This is a genomic window from candidate division KSB1 bacterium (assembly GCA_034506255.1).
Taxonomy (GTDB): Bacteria; Zhuqueibacterota; Zhuqueibacteria; order Zhuqueibacterales; family Zhuqueibacteraceae; genus Coneutiohabitans; species Coneutiohabitans thermophilus.
In genome coordinates this window covers 224,089-247,081 of sequence record JAPDPX010000007.1, presented here as the reverse complement: position 1 = coordinate 247,081, position 22,993 = coordinate 224,089, and the positions used below count along the sequence as shown (strand labels likewise).

The 22,993-nt window shown below is 61.3% G+C and carries 18 protein-coding genes and 1 tRNA gene; all 19 read right to left on the bottom strand.

Annotated elements, in window-relative coordinates; all coding sequences use genetic code 11:
- Positions 1-4 precede the first annotated feature (4 nt).
- Complete coding sequence (locus tag ONB52_15840) at positions 5-3,376, bottom strand: phytase (protein MDZ7417609.1); 3,372 nt, start codon at positions 3,374-3,376, stop codon at positions 5-7.
- A gap of 479 nt (positions 3,377-3,855) precedes the next feature.
- Positions 3,856-4,293: a hypothetical protein gene (locus ONB52_15835; protein ID MDZ7417608.1), complete on the bottom strand. Its 438-nt coding sequence runs from the start codon at positions 4,291-4,293 to the stop codon at positions 3,856-3,858.
- 151 nt (positions 4,294-4,444) lie between these two features.
- Entirely contained in the window at positions 4,445-5,674 is a 1,230-nt protein-coding gene (gene xseA, locus ONB52_15830) for an exodeoxyribonuclease VII large subunit (protein ID MDZ7417607.1), read from the bottom strand.
- A complete protein-coding gene (locus tag ONB52_15825; protein MDZ7417606.1) occupies positions 5,671-7,914 on the bottom strand; it encodes an ATP-binding protein in 2,244 nt (747 codons plus the stop codon). The genes xseA and ONB52_15825 overlap by 4 nt, the downstream gene beginning before the upstream one ends.
- 7 nt (positions 7,915-7,921) lie before the next feature.
- Positions 7,922-8,158, bottom strand: coding sequence for a hypothetical protein (locus ONB52_15820; protein MDZ7417605.1), 237 nt, complete (start codon positions 8,156-8,158; stop codon positions 7,922-7,924).
- Positions 8,159-8,389, bottom strand: a complete 231-nt coding sequence (locus ONB52_15815; protein ID MDZ7417604.1) for a zinc ribbon domain-containing protein — start codon at positions 8,387-8,389, stop codon at positions 8,159-8,161.
- 7 nt (positions 8,390-8,396) lie between these two features.
- Complete coding sequence (gene sppA, locus ONB52_15810) at positions 8,397-9,284, bottom strand: signal peptide peptidase SppA (protein MDZ7417603.1); 888 nt, start codon at positions 9,282-9,284, stop codon at positions 8,397-8,399.
- Between the two features lie 361 nt (positions 9,285-9,645).
- Positions 9,646-11,328, bottom strand: coding sequence for a hypothetical protein (locus tag ONB52_15805; protein ID MDZ7417602.1), 1,683 nt, complete (start codon positions 11,326-11,328; stop codon positions 9,646-9,648).
- A complete protein-coding gene (gene der / locus ONB52_15800) occupies positions 11,325-12,674 on the bottom strand; it encodes a ribosome biogenesis GTPase Der (protein MDZ7417601.1) in 1,350 nt (449 codons plus the stop codon). The genes ONB52_15805 and der overlap by 4 nt, the downstream gene beginning before the upstream one ends.
- 59 nt (positions 12,675-12,733) lie before the next feature.
- Positions 12,734-14,077, bottom strand: a complete 1,344-nt coding sequence (locus tag ONB52_15795; protein ID MDZ7417600.1) for a DUF512 domain-containing protein — start codon at positions 14,075-14,077, stop codon at positions 12,734-12,736.
- 150 nt (positions 14,078-14,227) lie between these two features.
- A complete protein-coding gene (locus ONB52_15790; protein ID MDZ7417599.1) occupies positions 14,228-14,983 on the bottom strand; it encodes a FecR family protein in 756 nt (251 codons plus the stop codon).
- 23 nt (positions 14,984-15,006) lie between these two features.
- Positions 15,007-16,008, bottom strand: coding sequence for a hypothetical protein (locus tag ONB52_15785; GenBank protein MDZ7417598.1), 1,002 nt, complete (start codon positions 16,006-16,008; stop codon positions 15,007-15,009).
- A gap of 123 nt (positions 16,009-16,131) precedes the next feature.
- Entirely contained in the window at positions 16,132-17,088 is a 957-nt protein-coding gene (locus ONB52_15780) for a hypothetical protein (protein ID MDZ7417597.1), read from the bottom strand.
- A gap of 131 nt (positions 17,089-17,219) precedes the next feature.
- A complete protein-coding gene (locus ONB52_15775; protein ID MDZ7417596.1) occupies positions 17,220-18,455 on the bottom strand; it encodes a hypothetical protein in 1,236 nt (411 codons plus the stop codon).
- Positions 18,456-18,662: 207 nt separating this feature from the next.
- Complete coding sequence (locus ONB52_15770; GenBank protein ID MDZ7417595.1) at positions 18,663-19,859, bottom strand: S-layer homology domain-containing protein; 1,197 nt, start codon at positions 19,857-19,859, stop codon at positions 18,663-18,665.
- Between the two features lie 157 nt (positions 19,860-20,016).
- Positions 20,017-20,877, bottom strand: a complete 861-nt coding sequence (locus ONB52_15765) for an LPP20 family lipoprotein (GenBank protein MDZ7417594.1) — start codon at positions 20,875-20,877, stop codon at positions 20,017-20,019.
- 305 nt (positions 20,878-21,182) lie between these two features.
- Positions 21,183-21,258, bottom strand: a tRNA-Gly gene (locus tag ONB52_15760).
- Between the two features lie 159 nt (positions 21,259-21,417).
- A complete protein-coding gene (miaA, locus tag ONB52_15755) occupies positions 21,418-22,386 on the bottom strand; it encodes a tRNA (adenosine(37)-N6)-dimethylallyltransferase MiaA (GenBank protein ID MDZ7417593.1) in 969 nt (322 codons plus the stop codon).
- Positions 22,379-22,987 carry a methyltransferase domain-containing protein gene (locus ONB52_15750; protein ID MDZ7417592.1) on the bottom strand — a complete coding sequence of 203 codons (609 nt, stop codon included), beginning with the start codon at positions 22,985-22,987 and terminating at the stop codon, positions 22,379-22,381. The genes miaA and ONB52_15750 overlap by 8 nt, the downstream gene beginning before the upstream one ends.
- Positions 22,988-22,993 lie beyond the last annotated feature (6 nt).

The following is a 22,993-nucleotide window of genomic DNA, read 5'->3' as shown; positions in this document are numbered from 1 at the left end:
CTGCTCACTTCATGTAAACCAGCCGCCGCGTCTGCGTGAAGCTGCCGCTGTGCAGAACGGCGACATAGACGCCGGTGGGCAGCGCCGAAGCGTCGAAAGTGACGTGATGCACTCCCGCTGGCACCCAGCGATTGACCAGGGTGGCGATGACTTGCCCGGCGAGATTATAGACCTGCAATTTCACCATGCCCGCTTCCGGCACCCTGAAAGTGAGCGTTGTCGTCGGATTGAACGGGTTGGGATAATTCTGTTCCAGTTGCAACGCTCCGGGCGGTTGCAGCGCCGCGGCTGCTCCCTCGCCGGCGCTTGTCACGCCTTGAGCCTGACTGCCAGGCGCGGCAGACTGAATTTCCAGCTCAGCGATGCGATAGCAATTCTTGCGATTGCCCGTCATGTAGACACGCACATATTGTGCGGTGATCGGCGGCAGTTCCAGACGCACGGTCCCGCCGGTGCCGGCCTGCTCCGCAAAAACCGTCTGCCAGCCCAGTTGGTCCATGGAAAGTTGGATTTCATAGGCCGTCGCAAAGAAGTTGCCGTCCCACTTGATCGCCACGTCTGTGAGCACTTGCGCCGATTGCAGATCGACCATGAGCCATTGCGTGGTCGAAACCGTGGTGAGCGGACCACTTGCCCAGTAGCTGCACTCACTGCCGTCGACTGCACGCGCCGCGGAATTGCCGCCGTTTGTGCTCGAAGCGGTCGCAGTTTTGCCACAGGCGGCATTCACGGCAAAGGCCTGGCTGTCGGCCCGCGCGGTGAAAAGCAGCACGGTATCCAGTCCGGCCACCCGGGCCTGCACTTTGGTGACGCCGGGCTCCGGGCCGAGCGTGAGGCTTGACGCCGCACGACCATTCAAGCCGCTGCGCACCGGCTGGGCGGGGCTGAGCGTGCCGGCGCCACTGCTCACTGTAAAGGTTACGGCGGCCCCCGGCACCGCATTGCCATTGCGGTCGGTAACTTTGACTGTCAGTGCAGCAGGCAGCGTCGTCCCCGGCCGGCCGCTTTGGCAATCGCCGCCGGTGACTTTCATCTGCGCCGGCGGTCCGATGATTTTGAAGGTGGAATCGCCGGTGTCAATGGGATAGCGGTCGCCGGCGTCAGCGATGCGGATCAGTGCCGTGGAAGTCGGTGCGGTATTCACCTGCCAGAGATAGCTACCGGTGTTGGGCGCGTTGGCGGCGAGCACCTGCCAGCTTGCGCCGGCGTCCGCAGAGTATTCCACCCGCACCAAACTGCCGGGATTGATCCGGCTGGCATCCCAGGTGATCGCATAACTCGAATCCACCTGCCAGGCTTCACCACCGTTCGGGGATTGGAGAAGGATGGAGTCGCCGGCCGCGGACTGCGCAATCTCCAGCTCGGCAATGCGATAGATGTTCTTTTTCGCCTCTGTCATGTAGACACGGACATAGCGCGCCGTCGCCGCCGGGAAAACGAAACGTTCGGTTCCGCCCGTGCCGGCCACCTGCGTGTACACCGTCGTCCAGTTCACACTGTCGCTGGAGAGTTGCACCTCGTATTTGCGCGCAAAGAAACTGCCATCCCACTTGATGGCCGCACGGTCGACCGCAAATGATGCGGCCAAATCCACCAACAGCCACGCGGTTTGGCTGCCGTTGCCGAGCGCACCACTGGCCCAAAAGCTGCAATCATTGCCATCAACAGCCCGGCCCGGAACGTTGTTGCCGGCGGTGCGGGAAGCCTGCGCGGCTTTGTCCCGGGCAATGTTGTTGGCGAATTCCTCCACATCCGCCTGGGCTTCGAAAGTGACAATGGTATCCAGCGTGGTGACGCTCGCTGTCACGCGGTTGGCCCCATGATGCGGGCCGAGCGTGAGCAGCGTCTGGGCGCGGCCATTGAGCGCCGTGCGCACCGGCCCCGTGGTCGACAAACTGCCGTTGCCAGCGGTAATCTCAAAGGTGACGAGGGCACCGCTCACCGCATTGCCGTTGCTGTCTGTGACCTTGACCTCCAGCGCAGCGGGCAGGTTCGTGCTCGGCCGGCCGCTCTGGCAACTGCCGCCGGTGATCTTGATTTGTGCCGGCGGCCCGATGATTTTAAAAGTCGAATCACTCATGTCGCTGGGCCGACCGTCGCGGGCATCTGCAATGCGCAGGCATGCGGTGGAAGTGGGTGCCACCCTGACCTGCCAGGTGAATTCACCATCGTTTGCCGTCTGCGCCGCCAGCACCTGCCAGGTCGCACCGCCGTCTTGCGAATATTCGATCCGCACGGTGTCGGCGAGATGAGCATTTTCCGCCGTCCAGGTGATGGTGTAGGTGGAATCCACTTGCAGCGCCTCACCGCCATTGGGCATTTGCAAGGTCAATCTGGCTGCCGGCCGGTGGTGGTAATCGACAAATGCCGTCTGCAAGCCCAGGGCGCTGGCGATGGCGCCCCAGTCGTAGCAATGGGCATTGCGGTCGGTGTTTTGTGCGAAGAGCGAGCCATTGGGCAGATTGGAGAGCGCCGTTTGCACGATCTCGATGCCGTCGGTGTCGCGCGTCGAACCACTAAAATTGCCCAGACAGGCAAAGGTCTGCCGGTCGAAAACTTCATACTCCGTCGGGCTGGCGATTTGATCGGAGACGACAATGTAGCCCGTGCCGTTGCCGGTGTCGTAAATCTGGATGCCCTCCGGCTCTCTGACGAAGTGGCCGAGACCAAAACGCTGCAGCAAATTGCCGGCGAGATCGAGCACCATCACCTCGGAGCGCGCTTCATCGCACAACAAAATGCGGCGGTGATATTGATCGATAGTGAGCGACTCCAAAATGGTTTGGGTGGCAATTTTGCGCTGCAGCACCCCCTGCACCCCCTGGCCCTGTGGCACAATATTGAACACGAACACGTCGTCGGTCGGGCCGCCGTTGTCGGTCGCGAAAACCTGAAATTGATCCTCGTCCCAATAGGTCGCGACGCCGTAAGGCTCGATCATGTCGGGGTGACTGACGCTGCCCATGTAGGTTTCATCCGGCACCGACCAAATCGCCAAACGGTTGTTGTCACGATCCGCCACGATGAGCAAATCGCGCTCACCGCTGCCGGTCGGCACGTTGTAACCGACGTCTACGCCGTTGGGATAGCGCAGTTGCCCGGGACCGCTGCCCGTGCTGCCCAAATAGCCGAGGAATTTGTTGCGAACAGGATCGTGTTTTTCCAGACAGTTTTTGGTCTTGTCCGTGATGTAGAGAATACTTTGTTCGGGATTGGGCGCAACCCACATTGCAATGGAATCGACCCGGCCATGGCCGGCGACGATGGTGGTTTCATAAAAGAGTGGCACCGTGACGGTGGCACCCAACACCAGGCCGGCAGCCAGCACCACTGGCATGACGAACCGGGTTGCGCCACGAGAGCCTTTCCCTTTCATCAGACGACTCCAGGAATTACAGAGAACAGAAATGATCTGATCTTGCGACTGGCAGGCGTCCCTGTCAGGCCAGTGCCAGCATTCATCCAGAGAGATGACACATGTGAGAAAACAGCCAAAAGGGGAGGTGACACAATCAGATGGGGGAGGAATTGCCAGGCCTGGCTTGGCCAGCCTATGGGACGAAAATGCAGCACCGACCGCTTGTTGGTATGCGGGCTGGCAGCCTGTGCCACGGACCGCCGCTGTCACGCGGCCGTGTGGGCCCGGGGGAGAATGGTGCAAACACAACCGGCAGTCATGACCTGAATTTTGCATGGGTGGTGTTGCCCTCACCGCCTGCGATTGCAATCGCAGGCTCCCGATTGATGGGCAGCCGCCTGCAAGGCGAAAGGTGGCAAAAAGAAGGTGCAAAATTCAGGTATGAAGCGCGGCGTGGTGTGCCAGATTTGGCGTGACCCCGACCGGCAGAAGTCCGGTCAGTTGGCTACGGTGTTGCCTTCTGCGATTTTCACCGCCTCCCATTTGCCTTGAAACGGGCGCCCGCCCTCCCGGCCGTGAAAAACACTGAGAATCTTGTCGCCGCGTAAACGCGCTTCATGGCTGTAGGTCACCTGCAGTCCGCGCGTCGATTCGAAATTGAGCTGAAAGGTGAGCACGCCGTCTTGCAGACGAACCTTCTTGAGATTCTGTTTTCCCATTTCGCCGCCCTGATCCTGCAGGTGGCCGGTCAGGCGGTTGTTGCGGATTTCCAGCGTGAGTGTCCAGTCACGCACGGGATCCATGCGATTTTCGCGGATGCCCTTGCCCTGCCAGGTGCCCACCCACTGCTGCAACTCCGGCAGTGTTGCCATCTGGCGTGCGCCGCCACATCCCCACAAGCAAAGCGCGGCGAGCAGGGGAAAGATGTACCGCATGAGGAGGTGCCTTTCGTGTTGGTGTTCACGAATGATAACAAGGTGGAGAAACCGGGCGGCGCCGGTGTCCACTTTGCAAAATTACGTTTCTGATCGGGAAAGTACCGGCAAGCCCGGCCGGTTGCGGTTTGCCGTGGCAAGGAACAGGTGGTTAATCCGGTGAGACGGTGCGGATTTGGGCCTGGGCGCGGCCGCGGGCAAACTGAATGCGGACGGCTTCGGCAGGCTGCAATTGTCCGGCCTGCCGCACAAGCGCACCGTCCTCCTCGCGGTACACCAGTGCAAAACCGCGCTGGAGTATGTTTTCGTGGCTCAGGGCCTGCAGACGCTGGTGGGTGGTTTCCAGCTCACGCCGGTGCCGCTCCAGCAGCCGTTCGAAGCTGCGCAGCATCTGGCGATGCGTCTCGTCCAGCGCCTGGCTGCGCTGGTGGATGAGATCAACCGGACGGCGCAGGCCATAGCTGGCAGCGATGCTGCGCAGGCGCTCGCGCTGCCTTTGCAACAGGCGTTGCAGGGCAAGATGGCCGCGTTGCAATTGCTGCCGGAGATGGCGGCGGACCTCGGCGGCGTCAGGCACCACCAACTCCGCGGCCGCCGAGGGGGTGGGGGCGCGCAAATCCGCCACAAAATCGCTGATGCTGAAATCAATCTCATGGCCGACCGCCGAGACCACCGGCAGCTCGCTGGCATAAATGGCGCGTGCGACTATCTCCTCGTTGAAGGGCCAGAGATCCTCCAGGGAGCCGCCGCCGCGGCCCACGATGATCACATCGACACCGCCATAGGCATTGAACTCCTGCAGGGCCCGGGCAATGTCTTCCGCCGCGCCCTCGCCCTGCACCCGCACCGGCCGCAGAATAATCTCGATCGGCGGCCAGCGCCGGCGCAACACACTCACCAAATCGCGCAGCGCCGCGCCGGTGGGGGAGGTCACCAGGCCCACGCGCTGCGGAAACGCGGGCAGCCTGACCTTGTGTGCCTCATCGAACAAGCCCTCGCTCTGCAAGCGCAGCTTGAGGCGTTCGAAGGCGAGCTGCAGCGCGCCCTCACCCGCCGGCTGCATGGTCCAGACCTCGAGTTGATAATAGCCGCGCTTTTCGTAGACGGTGACCTTGCCCTGCACGACGACCTGCATGCCGTCGCGCGGCAGGAAGCGCAGGTGGCGATTGCGACCCGCCCACATCACGCATGGAATCTGTGCCGCGCTGTCCTTCAGGGAAAAATAAAAATGCCCGGAGGTGTGATGTTTGAAATTGGAAATTTCCCCGCTCAACCAGACGGGCGGCAGGCCGTCCTCCAGCAGGGTTTTGATGACCGCGGTGAGCGCGGAAACCGTCAACACGTGGTCGGCGGCAGAGTCGTCGAAAACAGCGATATTCATGAGGCGGGGTCTCGCGGCTGGGCATCGGGAACAGGGCGAGCGGGCGGTTCCACGTCGAAACCGGCATCGAATTTTTCCGCCGGCGAGCGCTTCTCCAGCGGCAGGTCGACGGTAAAGATCGTGCCGCTGCCGGGCGCCGACTGCACCGCGATTTCACCGCCATGATCATTGACGATTTGCCGGCAAATGGCCAGACCGAGGCCGGTGCCGTAGGTCTTGGTGGTGAAGAAGGGCTTGAAGATGTCCTCGATGATCTCCGGAGGAATGCCGCTGCCGGTGTCGCGCACCGTGATGCGGGCGAAGCGTTTGGACCACAACAGCGTGCGCACCTCCAGCATGCCGCCGCCCTTCATGGCCTGAATGCCGTTGCGGAACAGGTTGACGAGCAGTTGATTGATTTGAATGGGATCGATCCACATCTTGGGCAGGCCGGGTGCCAGGTTGCGCCGGATTTCCACCTGCCGCTCGCGCGCCTCATCGCGCAGCAGGCTGCAGACTTCTTCGATGAGATGATTGAGATCGGCCAGTTGCAGGGAAGGTTTGGGCAGCTTGGAAAAATCCAGGACATTGGCCAGAATCTTCTCCAGCCGGATGACTTCTTCCATGATGACGGTGGTGATCTGGCGGGCCGGCTCATGGTCCTGCAATTGCCGGTTCAGGGAGCGTGCAAAACCGCCGATGGTGACCAGCGGGTTGCGAATCTCATGCGCGACATGGGCGGCCATGTTGCCAATGGCTGCCAGACGCTCGGCATGCACCAGGCGGTCATGGGTGGCCTGCAGCTGCTCGTAGGCATGCTCCAGCTTGCGCTTTTCCAGCTCCAGCCGGCGATAGGCATCGGCCTTTTCGATGGCCTGCGCCGCCTGGCTGGCAAACAACTCGAGCAGCGCGATCAAGTCGGCTTCTATGGGCTGCGAGCGGAAGCGGTTGTCGGCCAGCATCACGCCCTTGAGGCGGTCTTTGGCAATCAGCGGCACGGCGACAAAATCCTCGAGCTGCAGGGCGCGGAAGACCTTGCGGCAACTGGGGTGATCGCTGCGACCGGGCAGCCCGCGATAGGTGTGTTTGCGCAGAATCTCGCGGACGAAATCCGAGTCGTGAATGCCGAGCGGCAGAATCTGCTCGCGCACGATCAAATCCAGGCGGGAAGGGATGGCTGGCCGGTGTTTGCCGTATTTTTCCAGGAAATCTTCGAGCGAGAGATGCTCGCGTTCAAAGGTCTTCCAAATCTCCTCGGCTTCCCTGGCATCGAAGGGCCCCACTCCCATCTTGCCCGCCAAATGCTGGCCGGAGGGATCGGTCAAAAAGATCATGGCGCGGGTGAAGCCGAGGGCCTGGCCGGCGGTGGCACTGGTGAGAATGAGATGCAGCAGGTCGTCGAGATCAAGCAGGCTTTGCAGCGCCAGACCGATGGTGGAGAGCATCTGCAGTTGCTCATCGCGCTTGAGGGTTTCCGTCACGTCCTCGACGATTCCCACCACGCCTTCGAGCTCGTCCGTGGTTTTTTTTACCGGCACGCAGTGAATGTTCAAGACCCGGCGCCGTTCGGAGTGTTTGCGATGGTGAAAATAGCGGATTTTCCACGCTTTCCTGCCGGTGAGCACACGTGCCACGGCGGTGCGCAGGAAAGTGTCGCGCAGCCGCGGGTCGTCGGTAGCGGAACACTGGCGCAGCTCGTTGGGGCTGTCGAAACCCAGCAGGTGCGCCAGCACGTGATTGATGTGCTGGAGGCAGCCGTTTTCGTCGGTGGAAAAAATGCCGATGGGTGCCGTGCGCATCACCAGTTCGAGATGATCGCGCGTGCTTTCGACTTCCGCACGCAGTTGCTCGTTGCGCCGGCGAATGTCGTGAATGATGAAAACGTTTTCGATGACGTTGGTGAGCTCGCGCAGGCCGAAGGGCTTTTGCAGGTAGGCGCTTACCCCGCGTTCGAGCAGGGTGGTCTTCATCACCTCGTCGCCGCCGCGTGCGGTGAGCATGATCACCGGCGTGTCCTGCACCGTGCGATAGGCGGGGTTGCTGATCAGTTCGTTGAAGGCGCTGGCACCGTCCATCGCCGGCATCAGGAAATCGAGCAGCACCAAATCGGGGCGCTGTTGCACGAGCATTTGCAGGCCGGTGGCCGCGTCGTAGGCCGAAAGCAGCGTATAGCCTGATTTTTCGAGATGCGCCCGCGTGAGCTCATGCATCGCGGCATCATCATCGATCAGCAAAATGGTGCGTGCAGGGCTGCCAGCCATGGAAGGTTCACAGGGATTGTACTGCAAGACAAACGGGCGTCCCGCCTGGCACCGCCTGCACGAAGGTTGCTGTACCGCCCGGCAGGACGCCCGCTGCGGTTAACGGATTTTCTTCTTGTGCCGGTTTTTCCGCAAACGTTTCTTGCGTTTGTGAGTAGCAATTTTGTGCCGTTTGCGCTTCTTGCCGCTGGGCAAATGGCTTCACCTCCTTTGCGCGTGGAATGGATGATGCAGTTTGTGACATTCAATGGCAGCCGCAGGTGCCGCCGCAACAATGGCCGCCGGAGGGGAGATCCGCCGGGGCCGCCGTGGCCCCCGCAGCCCCCGTGCTGGCACCCGTCGCAAACACCGAAAGCAGCCGGTTGACCTCCTGCGCGCCGCAATGCGGGCAGCGCAGAATCAGCGCCTCACCGTCGCGAATGAGCTGTTCGAAGCGCGTTTCACAGTTCTGGCAGCGGTATTCGTAGATTGGCATGTTCACCTCAAAGTATCATTTGATAGCGCAGGACCGGCAAAGTCTGCAGGCGGAGGAGATGCTGCTCGATATCGCCAAAGAGCAGGTCCCAGATCGTGGTCTTGCGCTGTGGTGGCCTCACCACCCGCGCCTTGCCCGTGATGCCGCCGCGTTCGCCGGCGAGTTTTACTGCATCCTCGTAAGTTCCCAAAACATCGATGAGCTTGTGCGCGTGTGCCTGCTGGCCGGTGAAAATGCGGCCGTCGGCAAATTTCAGCACCTCGGCCTTGGGGAGGTTGCGCTCGCGTGCGACCACCTCCACGAATTGCTCATATGCGTCGTTGACATATTCCTGCAGTTGACGGCGATCCTCCTCCGTCATCGGCCGGAAGGGCGAGCCGCTGTCCTTGTACTTCCCGCTTTTGATGATTTCGAAGCGCACCCCGATCCTCTCCAGCAGTCCGGTGGCATTGATCATTTCTGCGATGACGCCGATGCTGCCGGTGGTGGTGCCGGGGTTGGCCATGATGGTGTCCGCGCCGCAGGCAATGTAGTAGCCGCCTGAGGCCGCCACCGAGGCCATGGAAGCCACCACGAATTTGCCACGCTCGCGCACGCGCCGCACCGATTCATAAATCTCCTGGCTGGCGGCCACTCCCCCGCCCGGGCTGTCAATGCGCAGGACAATCGCCGCGATATCCTTGCGGTCGGCGAAACGTTCGAGATTCCTGATCGTGGTTTCGGATTCCAAAATGACGCCTTTGATCTCGATCAACCCGACACGTTTGCCGCCCGACAACGCGAAGCCGTCCTCCTGGCCGGAGCCGGAGATAAAAAGCGAGGCGACGAAGAACAGAAAGATTCCCGCCGCCGCCAACAATAACACTCCCAACAGCCAGTCTCTGCCCCGTGCCATAATTGGGTATTACTCTGGAAAAACTATTAGCACGACTGCGAAGTTTTTGTAGCGCAGGCATCCTGCCTGGTTTGCAGACTGGAAGTCTGCCTCGCGTCGCTTGGTCTGCAAAATGGATGATGCGGTTCAGACTCGCTGCTCCGCAAGCTTTTTCTGACAAGCGGCCGCAGTATAAGAAAATTCCCGCCCAAAGTCAACCGAGGGGATCGCGGGAGCCGGGCAGGTGACCGGCCACAAAGTTGCAGCCGCGACTGGGCCAGGGTTGGGGAAACTCGGGAAGGCAAGCGCGGTGGGGAAGTGTGAGGCAGCCGCCCGGTCGTTGCCAGGGAGCTTGACACGGAGTTGTGCTCGCTGCTCACCACTAATCGGCGATAACCGCGACCTTCGCGGTTTCGATCAAGGCGCCGGCGCGAAACCGCAAGAAGTACACCCCGCTGCCCACCGGTTGGCCCGCGTCATCGCGGCCGTTCCACGCCAAATCGGCATGAAAGCCGGCACTGCGCGAGCCCAAATTGAACTCCCGGATCACTTTGCCATCCTCCCGCAGAATTGCGGCCTGCACGCGCTCGCGCGCCGCCAGGCGGTAGGGGAAGATCAAGACCTTTCCGGTGCTCAAGCGCAGGGGGTTCGGCCGCGGCTTCTCCAGCACGCTTTGCAGTTGCGCCTGCACCCCATATTTCACCTGCAATTGATATTCGGCGGCAGGTGCCTGACCCGGCGCCGGCGGTCCGCCAATGTTGGCGACCACGACCGCGACCGTGTCTTCAGTGGTGCTTGCCGGCAGCATGATCGGCGCCATCGCCTGATCCGTGAGCAATCGGAAACCCTCGTCCGGCGAGCCGGTGATGGCTGTTATCGCCCAGCGGCCGGGATCGGCGCCGACCTGCAGCAGCAGTTGCAGGCTGCGTGCGGTGCGCACGAATTGGTAATAGTGTGCCGACAGGGGAGGCAACTCGCCGGTGAAGGTTGCGTCCTCCGCCGTGGTCTGCACTCCCTTGAGCTGAATGCGCGGGTAGTCTTCGCCGTCCGGATAGTAGAGATCGGTGTCGGCGCGTTCCTGTGTGAAGTAGTTCCAACTGCAAAATTCCTGCATGGCCTGGCCAAAGGTGAGGGGATGGTTGCCCGCACCCAAGACACTCTGCAGCGCAGCGATTGCCGGCTCACGCAGAATGCGCTCCCAAAACTCACGGATCACCCCGGGCTGCAGCCGTTTGGTGAGGTAATGCAGCCAGATCGCCGAGCCGTATTCGTGATAATTGCCGGTGGCATACAGGGGAAGCTGGGGATTGCGAAACCAATAGCGCAAGTATTGAAAGTAATCGTTGACGTCGGGATGTGCCAGCTCTTCGAACCAGGTGGAGGACATTTCGAAGAAGAAGATGTCTTCGCCGCGGTAGAGATAGCCCAATTGCACGGCGTGGAAATACTCATGCGCCACCGTTACCCGCAGACCGTCCAGGCCGCGGCTGAAGAAGGCCGGGCCATAATCATTATCCAGACGAATAAACGAAGGCCCGCTGCCGCCGGTAAATTCGGGATTGGTGTCGCCATACAGATTGCCGAGTTCGAGCAGATAGAAATCATACTCGGCGCCATCCTGGCCGTTGTCACCGGGCGGCGGCCGCATGCCGAGCTCTTCCACCAGCAGGCGATGCGCCTGCTGTGCGGCCACGCCGGCTTCGTAAACAAAATCCGGCACACCGGCAGGGTTGGTGGAGACCGGGCTGACGGCATTCGGGCCGCTGGTGGTGTAATGAAAGCGGAACTTGCCGTCGGCGGTGACATAGCTTTGCGGCAGGGAGGGGCGGGAGCCGGCAGTTTGCCACAGCGCCTGCCAGGCCGCGTTGCTCCGGCTTGCCGCATGCAAACCGGCCAGTGCGGGAAAACCGCACTTCACCGGTTCAAGCGCCAGGCCCACGCGCGCCTGTTGATATTCCGAGACGAGGTGTTCCACTTCCTCCGGATGCGACTGACCGTGCGACGGCAGGGCAAACAGACCGAGCGTGAGCAGGCAGACGGAAATGCAGGGGGTGAGGGTCTTCATTTTTTGCGAAACGTGAATGTGATGGGAACGCCCCGAAAGCCGAAACGGGCGCGGAAGTTCTTTTCGAGATACTGCCGGTAGCTGCGCGGGATGGAGGTGGGATGATTGCAGAAGATCGCGAACACCGGCGGGTTGTTTTTCACCTGGGTGCAGTAGTTGAGTTTGATTTCACGCTGATCCATGGCTGGCGGCTGGTAGCGTTGCATGGCCTCCTGCAGGAAGGCATTGAGCTCGCTGGTGCGCACCTCGCGACCGCGTTCCGCCTGCACCTGCAGCGCCAGCTCGAGCAGCTTGAAAACCCGCTGGCCGGTCAGCGCCGAGACGAACAGCAGGGGAATGTAGTTGTAGATGCGCAATTCAGCGTAAATCCTCCGGGCATATTCCCTGGCCGTGTTGGCGTCCTTTTCCACCAGATCCCACTTGTTGATGGCGAGGATGATACCCTTGTGCAGTTGGGCAATCTCCGTGATGATGTGGAGCTCCTGGTCCGTGAGGCCCTCGGTGGCATCCACCACCACCACCGCCACTTCGCAGCGGCGGATGGCGTCACGCGTGCGCACCGTGCTGTAGAATTCCACCGCTTCTTTCACGCGCGCGGCTTTGCGCAGCCCGGCGGTATCGATGAGAACGATGTTGCGGTTCTGGTAGCGCAGCAGGGTGTCAATCGCATCGCGCGTGGTGCCGGGGATGTCGGTCACGATCACCTTTTCCTGGCCCAGCAGCGCATTCACCAGGGAGGATTTGCCGACATTGGGCCGGCCAACAATCGCCAGCTGCAAAGCACCGGCTTCAACCCCGGCCTCGCGGCCCGCCTCCGGTTCCGCCGGCGGGCGTTGCGCGGGCGGCAGCTTCTGCACCAATTGATCGAGAAAATCGCCCACACGCATGCCGGAGACGGCTGAAATCGGAAAGGGCTCCCCCAATCCCAGGCGGTAGAATTCGGTCAGCGCCGGCAGATGGCCGTTGTCATCGATTTTGTTAACGGCGAGCAGCACGGGCTTGCCGCTGTGCCGCAGCATGCGTGCGATTTCCTGATCCATCGCGGTGAGGCCGTTGCGGCCGTCGGTCACGAACACCAGGCAGTGCGCCTCCGCCACCGCTTCGTCAATCTGACGCAACACCGCCTGGTTGATCACGTCGCTGCTGCCCGCGAAGAAACCGCCGGTGTCGATCAGAACGAATTCATGTCCCGACCATTCCGCCTCGGCGTAGTGGCGGTCGCGCGTGACCCCGGGCTGATCGTGGACGATTGCAACCCGTTTGCGCAGGATGCGATTGAACAGGGTGGACTTGCCGACATTGGGACGGCCGATGATTGCGACCAGCGGTTTTTTTGCGATGCTCATCGGAGCGTGAACCGATTCATGCGAGGCCTCGGCCCGGCGCGGCCGGGTCAAGCCGCGGCTCATGCGACCGTGGCCGTGGCTTTCCGGCCCGGCGGCCGTCGCGACCGGGAGGCGTTCCGCCCGGCCAGCACCGGGAAGATCTGGCTGAAATCATTGGCCAGGGGCACCACCGGCACGGCCAGGCGTTGCGACAGCTCGAGCAGCTTCCAATCGTCGAGAAAGACGTGGTTGTCATTCAAGCAGTTTTTGGGCAGAAACACGGCGGCGCCCAGGTCCCGCCCGGCCAGCGCGTCATGAATATCCCGGCCGGTGAGCAGGCCGCTGACGGTGATGCTCTCGCCGTAAAATTTGTTCTCGACCACCACCAGCTCAGCAGTGAAATTTTTGATCTGCGCCAGACGCGGCATGATGTTTTCCTGCAGGAAACCGCCCGCCAGCGTGGCGGTCACCAGCGTCACTCTCGCCGGCTGCGCCAGGACGCGCGGCAGGCGGCGGATCTGCCGCTGGTGGAAATTGTTGAGCAGATCTCGCAGCATGCCAACGCCGTTTTCCATTTGATCGAAGGCATCGTAACGTTCGGTGGGAGGCAACGGCTGGCGCGCCAGAATGTAAAATTCATCCGCGGCATAAACGAAGTGCGAACCCAGTCGCGGCCGGAACTCCGCCGCATAGCGATCGATCAGGTGCAACGTCTGCCGCGCATATTCCCCCGTCACCGGCTGAATCGGCGTCAGGCCCTGGCGGTGTTTCGTGAGACCCACCGGCACCAGGGCAACACTGCGCACCGCAGGATAAAATTTTGCCAGATCCCGCAGGGTTTTGTCCAGCACCGCGCCGTCATTGATCCCCGGACACAGCACGATTTGGGTGTGCAACACGATGCCGTGTTGGGTGAGATACGTGATCTTGTCGGGCAGCCGGTCGTCGAAAGTGATGCCCAGGAGAAATCTGCGTACCGCGGGATCCGTGGCATGCACCGAGATGAACAAGGGCGACAGGCGCTGCTGCACGATGCGCCGCAGATCGGCCTGGGAAATGTTCGAGAGGGTGACGTAATGGCCGGCCAGAAACGACAGCCGAAAATCCTCATCCCGAAAATACAACGGCCGGCGCATGCCGCTGGGGTTTTGATCGACGAAGCAAAACACGCAATCATTGCCGCATCCGCGGATCTTCAAGGGTTCGAAATTCACGCCGAGGCTGTCATCCTGATCCTTCTCAATTTCATAAATGATGGTTTCGCCCTGGCGCCGAATTTCGAGCACCACTTCCTCCGCCGCAATGAGGAAGCGATAGTCGATGATATCGCGCACGCGTTGGCCGTTGATGCGCAGCAGTTCATCGTTGGGTTGCAGGCCCAGCTCCGCGCCGGTGCCGGCCTGGTCGAGGGAGATGATTTTCATGCAAGCGTTGTGATTGCCAAAGGTGAGCTCCGCCGCCGCATGGCACCGCGGGCGGGCGGCGGCGCAACGATCCAAAAATAAAACGCCCGTCAATTTCTTGACGAGCGCGCGCAATATAAGCATTCAGGGGATGGCAGTCAAACCAAAACTTCAGCGCGGCTGCTCACGATCACGTTGCCGGTTCCACTGCACCCAGTCATTGCCGGCTTCGGCGGTGGTGTCGATGCTCGCTTTCGCGTAGCGGCCGTTGGGCCGGATTTCGATTTGAAAGCCGGCCACCAGCCGGATCCACCGGTCGAACGAGACTTCATACGGGCCGGGGATTTCGGTTGGCCCCGGCACCTGCCGCGGCGGGCCGACCGGCCGTGGTTGTTGCTGCAGCCGCTGCCGCAAATTGGCTGACGGTCCAACCTCCACCTGGCCGTCATACACGGCCACGCGGGTGGTGCTGTCCGCTTCCAGGCGGTAGATGGTGCCGCGCACCGCACACACCGCAGTCGGCGATTTGATCTCAAAGCGGTCGCGGCCCCACTTGAGCTTGCTGACCCAGGCCCACAACTTGCCGCTCATTAAACTGCCCTCCACCTGCCGGCTGCCGGCAGAAATTTGCGCCTGGTCGAAGGCAAAATGTGACCGCTCCCCAAGGCGCACCAGGCTGCCGTCATGAAGTTTCACTTCGCAGCGGGCCTCCGCCGCCGTTTGAATCTGATCCCCGGATTGCAACGGCATCTTGAGCTGCGCCGGCTGCCATTTGCTGCTCTGGCGCCGCAACACCGTCACTTCCTCCGGTCTGCCCAGGATGAAACTGATGGTGCCGATGCTTTCCGGCACCGGCAGGCGGGCACTGCCACTTGCCAACAGCGCGGTTGCCAGGGCAAATATTGAGAATCGCAGTTGTCGTCGCATGATGTCTGGCCTGAGCGGGTGAGTCAGCGCGGCATGGACGGCTTGACCGCCTTGTAACCGGCGGGCACGGTGAACAGCGTCGCGGGGTAATTGCCGTTTTCGTAGGCGGTGGTTTCGACCGTGGTTTCGTACAGCACGCCGCCCGCCTCGTCGGAACCCGGCTGCTTCATGAATTTGCCCAACCCGCCGAGCAAGCCGCCTCCGGCGGGCGGTGCCTTTTTCGCGCCGGCCGCCGGCGTGCCGGTTTGCGCCTGGGTCTCGAACTTGCTCTCCACCAAAACCGCAAACCCCTGCATCTTGCGGCTCTCTTCTTTGAGCTTGGCGATGGCCTTGGCAAGCTGCGGGTTGACAGCCTGCAAACTGGCCAGCATATTCTGGCCGTCGCTCATGTTCATGCCCATCTTCTCACTGAACAAGCGCCAAAACGCCATCTGCTCCTCGTGGCCGCTGGCGTCCCTGGTCAGCCACATCGTCGAGGTTACCACCATCCTGCCGGAGCCGCCTTGTTCGGTTGCGGTGGCGGCTTTCTCACCGGTCGCAGTCAGCGTGAGAACGACTTTCTCGGTGTGGAAGCCGGCGATGGTTTTGGTCTCACCAGTGCGGTTGACTTTCACGTCGAACTCGACTTTGACGTCCGCGGGTTGCTGCCCGCCCTCCTGCGCCGGAGTGCCGAGCTGGCTTTGCAACTTGCGCATCATCTCCTTGAATTGCGCGAAGGTCATCTCGCTGTACTCTTTTTTCTTGTGGTCGATGGAGATGTACACCTCGCGATCGAGGTCAATGATGGTGGCGCGCGTGAGGGCGCCTTTCTCATCCCGGTCTTCGGAGCAGTATTGGTGACCCTGTACGTAGGTGGTGCTGCTGTGCGGCTGGTCCGCACCGGCCATTTTCATCACCGTGCCCAGGAAACCGTGAAATTTCATGGTGGTCACCGTGCTGTGTTTCACTCCCGGAAGGGCGCACCAGGCGAGGGCGGGGAGAAGCAGGAAGGGGGTGATAAAAGTGGCGGAACGTGTCCGTAGCATGAGAGGCTCTCCTTGGGTGATGTTGGTTTGCGAAGCTGTGAATGACTTTGCCTCCCTCTCCCGTCCGGAGTCAGGTCGGGCAGGCCGGCGACAACCGGCCCGCAACCCAACTATGGCACTGCGTCAGTCTTTGTTTTTGCCTTTTTCCTTGACGAGATCGCCGGCGGCAAAGCCGCTGCCCTTCACCGTCATGCAGGCTGACGCCCGGCCCTTGCCGCCGAAGTTGTTGTCGGTCACTTTGATCTCGCCGATGGTCTCCTCGGAGGCGCCCAGCGACTCGCCGGTGTCCGGATCGATCAACTCTTCCCCGGGCCGCACCACCACGAAGACATCGCCAATATTGACGCCGTTTTCCCTGCCGGAATTGATGATGATCTGCCCGTCCTTCACCGTCACGATTTTCGCCGACCACGCCCCGCCGCCCTGCTGGCCGAGCAGCTTGACGATCTCTTCGATGGCCTCGCGCGTGGCCTTGCCCACCAGCGACTGATCGAATTGGGTCTCGCTTTCGAAGCGCAGATCGGGCACGTCCACGCCGATGTCAGCCTTGGATTTTTCCTTGCGCACGTTTTCCGCTTTGATGATTTCGCCGCTGTTGACATCAACGAAGCGGACATCCACGGCGACCACTGCACTTTGTTTGCCCACACTCGCACCGATGCCGATCTTCTTCAAGGCACCACCGGTCGACATTTTCTTGTAGCCGAATTCCGTGACCGCGCCGATGATCGCGATCTCCACGCCCAGCATCTTGCCGGCCTGGGCCGCGGACTGCGGCGTGACCACGCCCGACATGCCCAGCCCCTGCTCCTGCAGCAGTTTGTCCATTTGGGTGCGTTCCATCACCCGGTACTTTCCGCTTTTTACCAGGGTGGTGATCAGCATGTCGCTCATGCCTTCACCCACCGACTGGCCGGTCCACCAGTACCAATGATGACGATGATCGGTTTTGTCTTCGAATGCGAAAACCGCCACACGTTTCTTGCCGCCGGTTTTCTCCTGCGCGCCGGCGGTCGTGAGGGCCACTGCCAGCACCGCAAGAAGCAGCACGCCGGTTCGCCTCATTGTTTGCATGTTCATGATGACTCCATGGATTTTGGTTTTGCGGGAATTGCTTCCTTGCGCCTGCAGCCGTACTGTCGGCCCGGTCACCGGCTCAGCGCCGCCCCTCGGGCCACTCCCCTCAATCCCCCGGCCCTGCTGCGCAATGATCAATCATGCAATGAATCCGACACCACTCCCGCCGGTTCGCCAGTCTGCACCTGCTGCTTGATCCTCACGTCGATCCGGTTCGGCATGACTTTCACGACATTGACGGCAAAAGGCGAAAGGTCCTTGTGGGCCAGCTCGCGGGCAAGCTGCGCGGCCGTACCGAGTATCTTGACATCGAGCATGGCCACCCCGCCCGCGGCGTTGCGCTCATAGACGTTGCGCAAACCGCGCAGGTTGAGCTTCAGGGTGCTGATGAACTGCTGCAGCTCGCTGTAGTTCTGATGCCCCTGCACCTGCACGCTCACGTTGTTTTCGTTGTAGAAATTCTTCTGCGCCTCGGCGACCACCTTGGCCAGCAGGGTTTCGCTGACTTTTTTGGCGGCCTTTTCGATGGCCTTGGTGCCGCCGGTGACTTCATCGATGTGGGGCACCGCGGCATTGTCGCTGGCGGTGGCGATAATGCGGGCATCGCCGGCGCGCACCACCCGCGCCGTGAGGTTGGCCTGGCAGGATTTCATGCCGCCGAGATTCACCGTGGTTTTCGCCACGGTGGCCACCGCCTTGCCGGTGATGATCAGCTCCGCCTGTTGCGCGGTGGCGATGGCCGCCGCCATGCGCGCATCGCCCTCGATCGCCGCCAGCACCTGATCGCGGTTCTGGTTTTCCTTGGCCTGCGCCGGATCGACGACTTCGAAACCTTTGTTGCGGAAGGCCTCGATGATCGCGGTCTCGGCCGCCGTCATGTCAACCTGAAAATAGTACCAGCGGTCGCTCTCCCCGATGTTTTGCTCGGCAATCATCACCATCACGCGCGGATTCTCCTTCTGCAACAGCTCCGCCAGCGCGCTGTCGTCATTCTTCAGATCGCTGAGATTGACAGTGGCGCGCATCTCGACTTCATAGGTGTCGTACTTGCCGGCTCCTTCGCGCAGAATTTCGTATTTGCTGACATAACCCGCCGACCACGCCAGGATGCGGTCTTCGACCATTTGATAATTCTGCACCAGCGTTTCCGACTTGATGTTGGTGCCGAGTGCCTGCTGCACTGCCTTGCGCATGGCGTCGTCAATCGCTTTGTCGCGCGCCGCCGCCATGTCGCCCGCCAGTACCGCGCCCAGGCCGACCACGGTGATTTCGGCGGTTTGTGCCTTCGTCGCCCGCGGCCAGGCCGTCAGCGCGACGCCCGCCAGCGCGAGCGCCACCAGCGCTTTGCCCATCCGGTTTTGTGTGGCCACAGTTGTTCCCTTTGCTCGAAAAAAGGTTCGCATGCGCCGCTTGCTGAGTCACGGCGGCTCGTTTCACCCGCCCCAGCGGAAAAGCCTCAGCCGGTTCCGCAGGCTGCTGATAACAGCAGAAAACCCCGGTTGAAAGCAAATCCCGCCGGCAATGCCAGGCCGAGCTTCCCTTCCCGCCGAGGTTTTCGGTGCTGCACGCGCCGTCAATCAGAAGGTCAGGCGCAGGGCATTTTGAAAATCGCGGATCACCAGCAGCGCATCCGCGCCGGAGATGTGACCCTCGGGATTGAACGCGCCGGTGATCTTGTCCGCACTCATGATGCCGCGCTCCGCCATCAACGCCGCGGCATTGTATGCGAAGTGGTCGCTGCGCATGTCCGGAAAGCGCGACTGGCCGCCAATATACTTGGTCTTCAGCGATTGATCGCCGGTCACCGCGATCAGGATGGCCTGCATGGTCTGGGCGTAGTTGGCGCGCGTGATCTTCACGTCCGGCTGGAAGGTGTGATCCGGGAAGACTTCCATCCCGCCGATGCGCACGATGTCCTGGATCCAGTTCCGCGCCCAATGATTCGCCACATCGGTCACCGCCGGCAGGGCTGCCACCGTGGGCTGCTCCATCTTGGTCGGATCGGTGGGTGCCTTGAAGCCGGTGTCATACGTGGGCTGCTGTTTCTTCTTGAAAACTTCTTCGAGCTTCAATTCCTCCAGCAGCAACACCGCCAGGTCCGCGCGGTCGATTTCCGGAATCAGGGCGATCTTCATGCCGATTTTGGTGCCGGGTGCCGCGCGCTGAATCTTCTGCATGGTGGCATATTCTGCATCCGCACGGCCGGCGTATTCGCCCTTCAGCGCAATGGCCCTGCTGTAGGCTTCGGCGGCAGGGCCGAATTGATAAGCGGTTTTGTAGGCCTCGCCCTTGTAGAAGTGCGCCTTGTCGCTGTTGGGATTCAATTTCAGCACGCGGTCGAATTCCTCCACCGCGTCCCTGGTCCAGTCGTTGATCTTTTCCTGATTCTTTTCGGGATCATTCTGCAAGCCGGCCACCCGCATCGTGATGATGCGGCCCTTGATGATGCGCGCTTCAACGGACTTGTCATTCTTGCCGAGCGCCTCATCGACCGACTTCATCGCCAGATCGAAATTGCCTTCATAGGCATAAACCAACCCCAGGCCGGCGTCGGCCTCGGCGTATTTGGGATCGAGCTGCTTGGCGCGCGTGAAAGCCTGTCTGGCCTCCGCAAGATTGCCACTGTCCAGCCGGCGCATGCCGATGCTGAAATGATTCTCGGGCGTATCCAGCACCGACTCCTTCTTGATGGCCTTCGGGCCGCAGGCCCATTGGCCGGCACACAAAATGGCAACCGACAAGGCGGGCAGCCAGCGTCGGGAAGCATTCCTCATAAAACCCTCCTCATTATTTTTCTTGTATTTGAAGCATTCATGATCGATGTGTCCAATGATGGCAGCAGCCCCGTTGCGGTGTTGGGGGTCGCCCCTGGTTGGCGGGCGGGCCGGGGTGAGACCGCGGACGCAGCGGAAGCCGGCTGTGCAACACGGTTCAGTCAACCACCACCATCACCTGGCATTTGGTGAGGAAGCTCTCGCTTTCCGCGCGTTGCTTGAGCATTTGCGCATCCTGATTGGAGATCACCACGTCGGCTTTGTTGTTGCCGACTGCTTTGATGGCCTTCACCACAATGGGGTTGGGTGCCACGCGTTGATTGGTGCGCGCCGACGGCACATCCTTGGCATACCCCACCATGCCCTGCTTCACCGCCCATTCGCGGTCAACGTACTTCGAACCATAAACTTCGTTGCCGTCTTCATCGAGCACTTTCGGCGCCATGGCGGGCGTGACCGACAAGCCCTTGGCGTCGATGATCAAGCCGGTGGCGGCTCCGGAGACCGGCGCGGCCGCAGGCGCGGCGGGATAGCCGGCGGTTCCAGGCACGGCAGGCGTGCCACCCACCGGCATCACTTTGCCGGGTGGCAGCAGCAACTCCGCCAGGCCGGCGAGTGGAACTTCGACGTCGACCTCCACCGAGGTGTCGCTCATGTAGCGCGTATCCACCACCGTGAAGCCGCGCACATAGCCCTCCACGCGCGTGCGGATTTCATCATTTTCCAGGATCATGTTCTTGACGGTCGACTCCGAAGTGATCGCCATGCCGTTTACCGTCTGCACCAAATTGCGCAGAGCCACCAGCTTGGCGGCCTCCAGCGCGGCGGGCCGCTGCGCACCGAACGGCAGGTTGGGATTGGGCGCAGCGATTCCGGTGGCGCGGATTTTTTGCTGACTCCAGTCCACGGCACCGCTCGTGCCCACGGTTTGCACCACCTGTGCGTGCAGCGTGCTGCCGGCGAAGAGCAGGCACACTGCCAGGCTCAAAGCCGCAAGCCGTGTTTGACTTGTGAACATAATGCTTCCTCCATGCATGTAAAAACTTGGTGAAGAAACGCTCGAGTTCGGATTACTGAAGTTGAATCGGCGGATGACGGTACTCGGTGAGGAGGCGTCGTGACTGCAGATCGCGATTGGAGCTCGGGAAATGGAGGTGAGATGATCAATGTGTCATTGCCGGGCGCGGAAACCACCGCTTCGTTCATAATCGCAAAGTCCTTTGACCCAAAACTGCCTTCCCCGGTCACCTTTCATGCCTTGTTCCTCCTCCAACCGCTTTATCTCTTCTGGGGGGCACTAATTGGTGGAATGGTGCAGTATCTTGGAGCGAATGACGGGGATCGAACCCGCGACACTCGGCTTGGGAAGCCGATGCTCTACCAACTGAGCTACATTCGCTTGTGGCGGCAAACGGCCAGTAAAATAAGCTTCTTTGCCTGAAAGTCAAGAGGAAAAAAGGCGCATCTTCACCCGCTGCGCACGAAAGTGCGTCTGGGGAAAGTCGTTGGGCTTGCCTGATGCAAGGCTCTGTGTTAGAGCCATTATGCCCGTCAAAAATCAGCCCGTCTTGCTCCCGCCCCGGCCGGCATGGTCAGTGATTGCCCGCAAAATCAATTCAACCGCCGTCTCGGGCAGCGCCTGCTCCTGCAATGTCAGCCACTCACAGTTCGGCCGCCGGCGAAACCAGGTCAACTGCCGTTTGGCATACTGGCGGGTGTGGCGCTGAATCAGTGCGACCATTTCGGCATGTGAGATTTCGCCGTTGAGAAATTGGAAGGCCTCCTGATAGCCGACGGTTTGCAGGGCGTTCAACTGCGGCGAATAGCCAAGCGCCAGCAGGCGGCGGCATTCTTCGAGCAGGCCGGCTGCCACCATTTCCTCGACGCGCCGGTTGATGCGTTGATACAGCCGGCTGCGTTCCAGGGCCAGACAGAAAAAACGATAGCGAAAGGACGGCGGCTCGCCGGCCTGGCGCTGCAGCTCGGTAAGCGTGCAGCCGCTGAGTTGATAAACCTCCAGTGCACGCACCAGGCGATGGCCGTCATTGGGATGCAAGCGCGCGGCGGCCGGCGGATCAATGCGCGCCAACTCCCGATGCAGGGCGGGCGCACCCTCGTCCCGCAATCTTTGCTGCAGTTGTGCGCGCAACCGCAGATCCGAGGGCAGGGCGGTTGACAAGCCCTGCAGCAAGGCTTGCAAATAAAAGCCCGAGCCGCCCACGATCAGCGGGGTTTTGCCGCGCTGCATGATTTCGACAACCACCCTGCGCGCAGCCCGGCCATATTCACCCGCGGTATACCACTCGTCGGGATTGCGGATGTCAATGAAATGATGCGGCACCTGGCGGCGCTGCGCCGGCGTGGGCTTGGCCGTGCCGATGTCCATGCCGCGATAGATTTGCCGGGAATCGGCGGAAACGATTTCCGCCGGCAGGCGGCGGGCGAGCGCCAGCGCCACTTCTGTTTTGCCCGAGGCGGTCGGCCCGGCGATAACAAGGGCGGGAGGGTTGGGAAAAGCTTCACTCATGTTTGCGCGCCACCAGGCTGGCAACCGCTTTCTCCCGGCAATCGGCGCAGCCGCGGATGACAGCCTCGCGATAGTGCAGGATGCGCAAATCGGAGAAAGCGTGCAAGAGTTCGTTGGGCTGGAGCAGAAACTCGGGATTGAATTTGCCGCCCGCCAGCGCGAGCTGGTCCGTGGTCATGGTTTCGAAGAGCAGTAAACCGCCGGGTTGCAGCGCCTGTTTGATTTGGTGGTGGAGCCGGCGTTCGAGATAATTGAAGTTGATGATGACTTGATACCGCGCGCTCGGCAGCGCGGCTTCGGCGAGATTCATCACCACCGGCAGGATGCGGGCGCCCCGCTGCCGTGCCTGTTCGGCAAGCCAGGCGAGGGCGACATCCGAGAGGTCAACGGCCTCCACCGTGAAACCGAGCTGCGCCAGATAGAAGGCGTTGCGCCCGGCACCGCACGCCAGATCGAGGACCAGCCCGCCGGGCTGCCGGCGCAGCAGGTCTTCATGTTCCACCAGCCACGCGGCCGGCTCCTGGCCAAAGGCATTCATGCCGCGGCGCAGGAATTTTTCGTTCCAGCGCAGCCGGTCAGGATGATGCAACCATTCACTCATTTTGTC

Coding starts and splice junctions, on each gene's coding strand:
- ONB52_15840 (MDZ7417609.1), bottom strand. CDS start 3,376: ATGAAAGGGAAAGGCTCTCGTGGCGCAACCCGGTTCGTCATGCCAGTG.
- ONB52_15835 (MDZ7417608.1), bottom strand. CDS start 4,293: ATGCGGTACATCTTTCCCCTGCTCGCCGCGCTTTGCTTGTGGGGATGT.
- xseA (MDZ7417607.1), bottom strand. CDS start 5,674: ATGAATATCGCTGTTTTCGACGACTCTGCCGCCGACCACGTGTTGACG.
- ONB52_15825 (MDZ7417606.1), bottom strand. CDS start 7,914: ATGGCTGGCAGCCCTGCACGCACCATTTTGCTGATCGATGATGATGCC.
- ONB52_15820 (MDZ7417605.1), bottom strand. CDS start 8,158: ATGTCACAAACTGCATCATCCATTCCACGCGCAAAGGAGGTGAAGCCA.
- ONB52_15815 (MDZ7417604.1), bottom strand. CDS start 8,389: ATGCCAATCTACGAATACCGCTGCCAGAACTGTGAAACGCGCTTCGAA.
- sppA (MDZ7417603.1), bottom strand. CDS start 9,284: ATGGCACGGGGCAGAGACTGGCTGTTGGGAGTGTTATTGTTGGCGGCG.
- ONB52_15805 (MDZ7417602.1), bottom strand. CDS start 11,328: ATGAAGACCCTCACCCCCTGCATTTCCGTCTGCCTGCTCACGCTCGGT.
- der (MDZ7417601.1), bottom strand. CDS start 12,674: ATGAGCATCGCAAAAAAACCGCTGGTCGCAATCATCGGCCGTCCCAAT.
- ONB52_15795 (MDZ7417600.1), bottom strand. CDS start 14,077: ATGAAAATCATCTCCCTCGACCAGGCCGGCACCGGCGCGGAGCTGGGC.
- ONB52_15790 (MDZ7417599.1), bottom strand. CDS start 14,983: ATGCGACGACAACTGCGATTCTCAATATTTGCCCTGGCAACCGCGCTG.
- ONB52_15785 (MDZ7417598.1), bottom strand. CDS start 16,008: ATGCTACGGACACGTTCCGCCACTTTTATCACCCCCTTCCTGCTTCTC.
- ONB52_15780 (MDZ7417597.1), bottom strand. CDS start 17,088: ATGAACATGCAAACAATGAGGCGAACCGGCGTGCTGCTTCTTGCGGTG.
- ONB52_15770 (MDZ7417595.1), bottom strand. CDS start 19,859: ATGAGGAATGCTTCCCGACGCTGGCTGCCCGCCTTGTCGGTTGCCATT.
- ONB52_15765 (MDZ7417594.1), bottom strand. CDS start 20,877: ATGTTCACAAGTCAAACACGGCTTGCGGCTTTGAGCCTGGCAGTGTGC.
- miaA (MDZ7417593.1), bottom strand. CDS start 22,386: ATGAGTGAAGCTTTTCCCAACCCTCCCGCCCTTGTTATCGCCGGGCCG.
- ONB52_15750 (MDZ7417592.1), bottom strand. CDS start 22,987: ATGAGTGAATGGTTGCATCATCCTGACCGGCTGCGCTGGAACGAAAAA.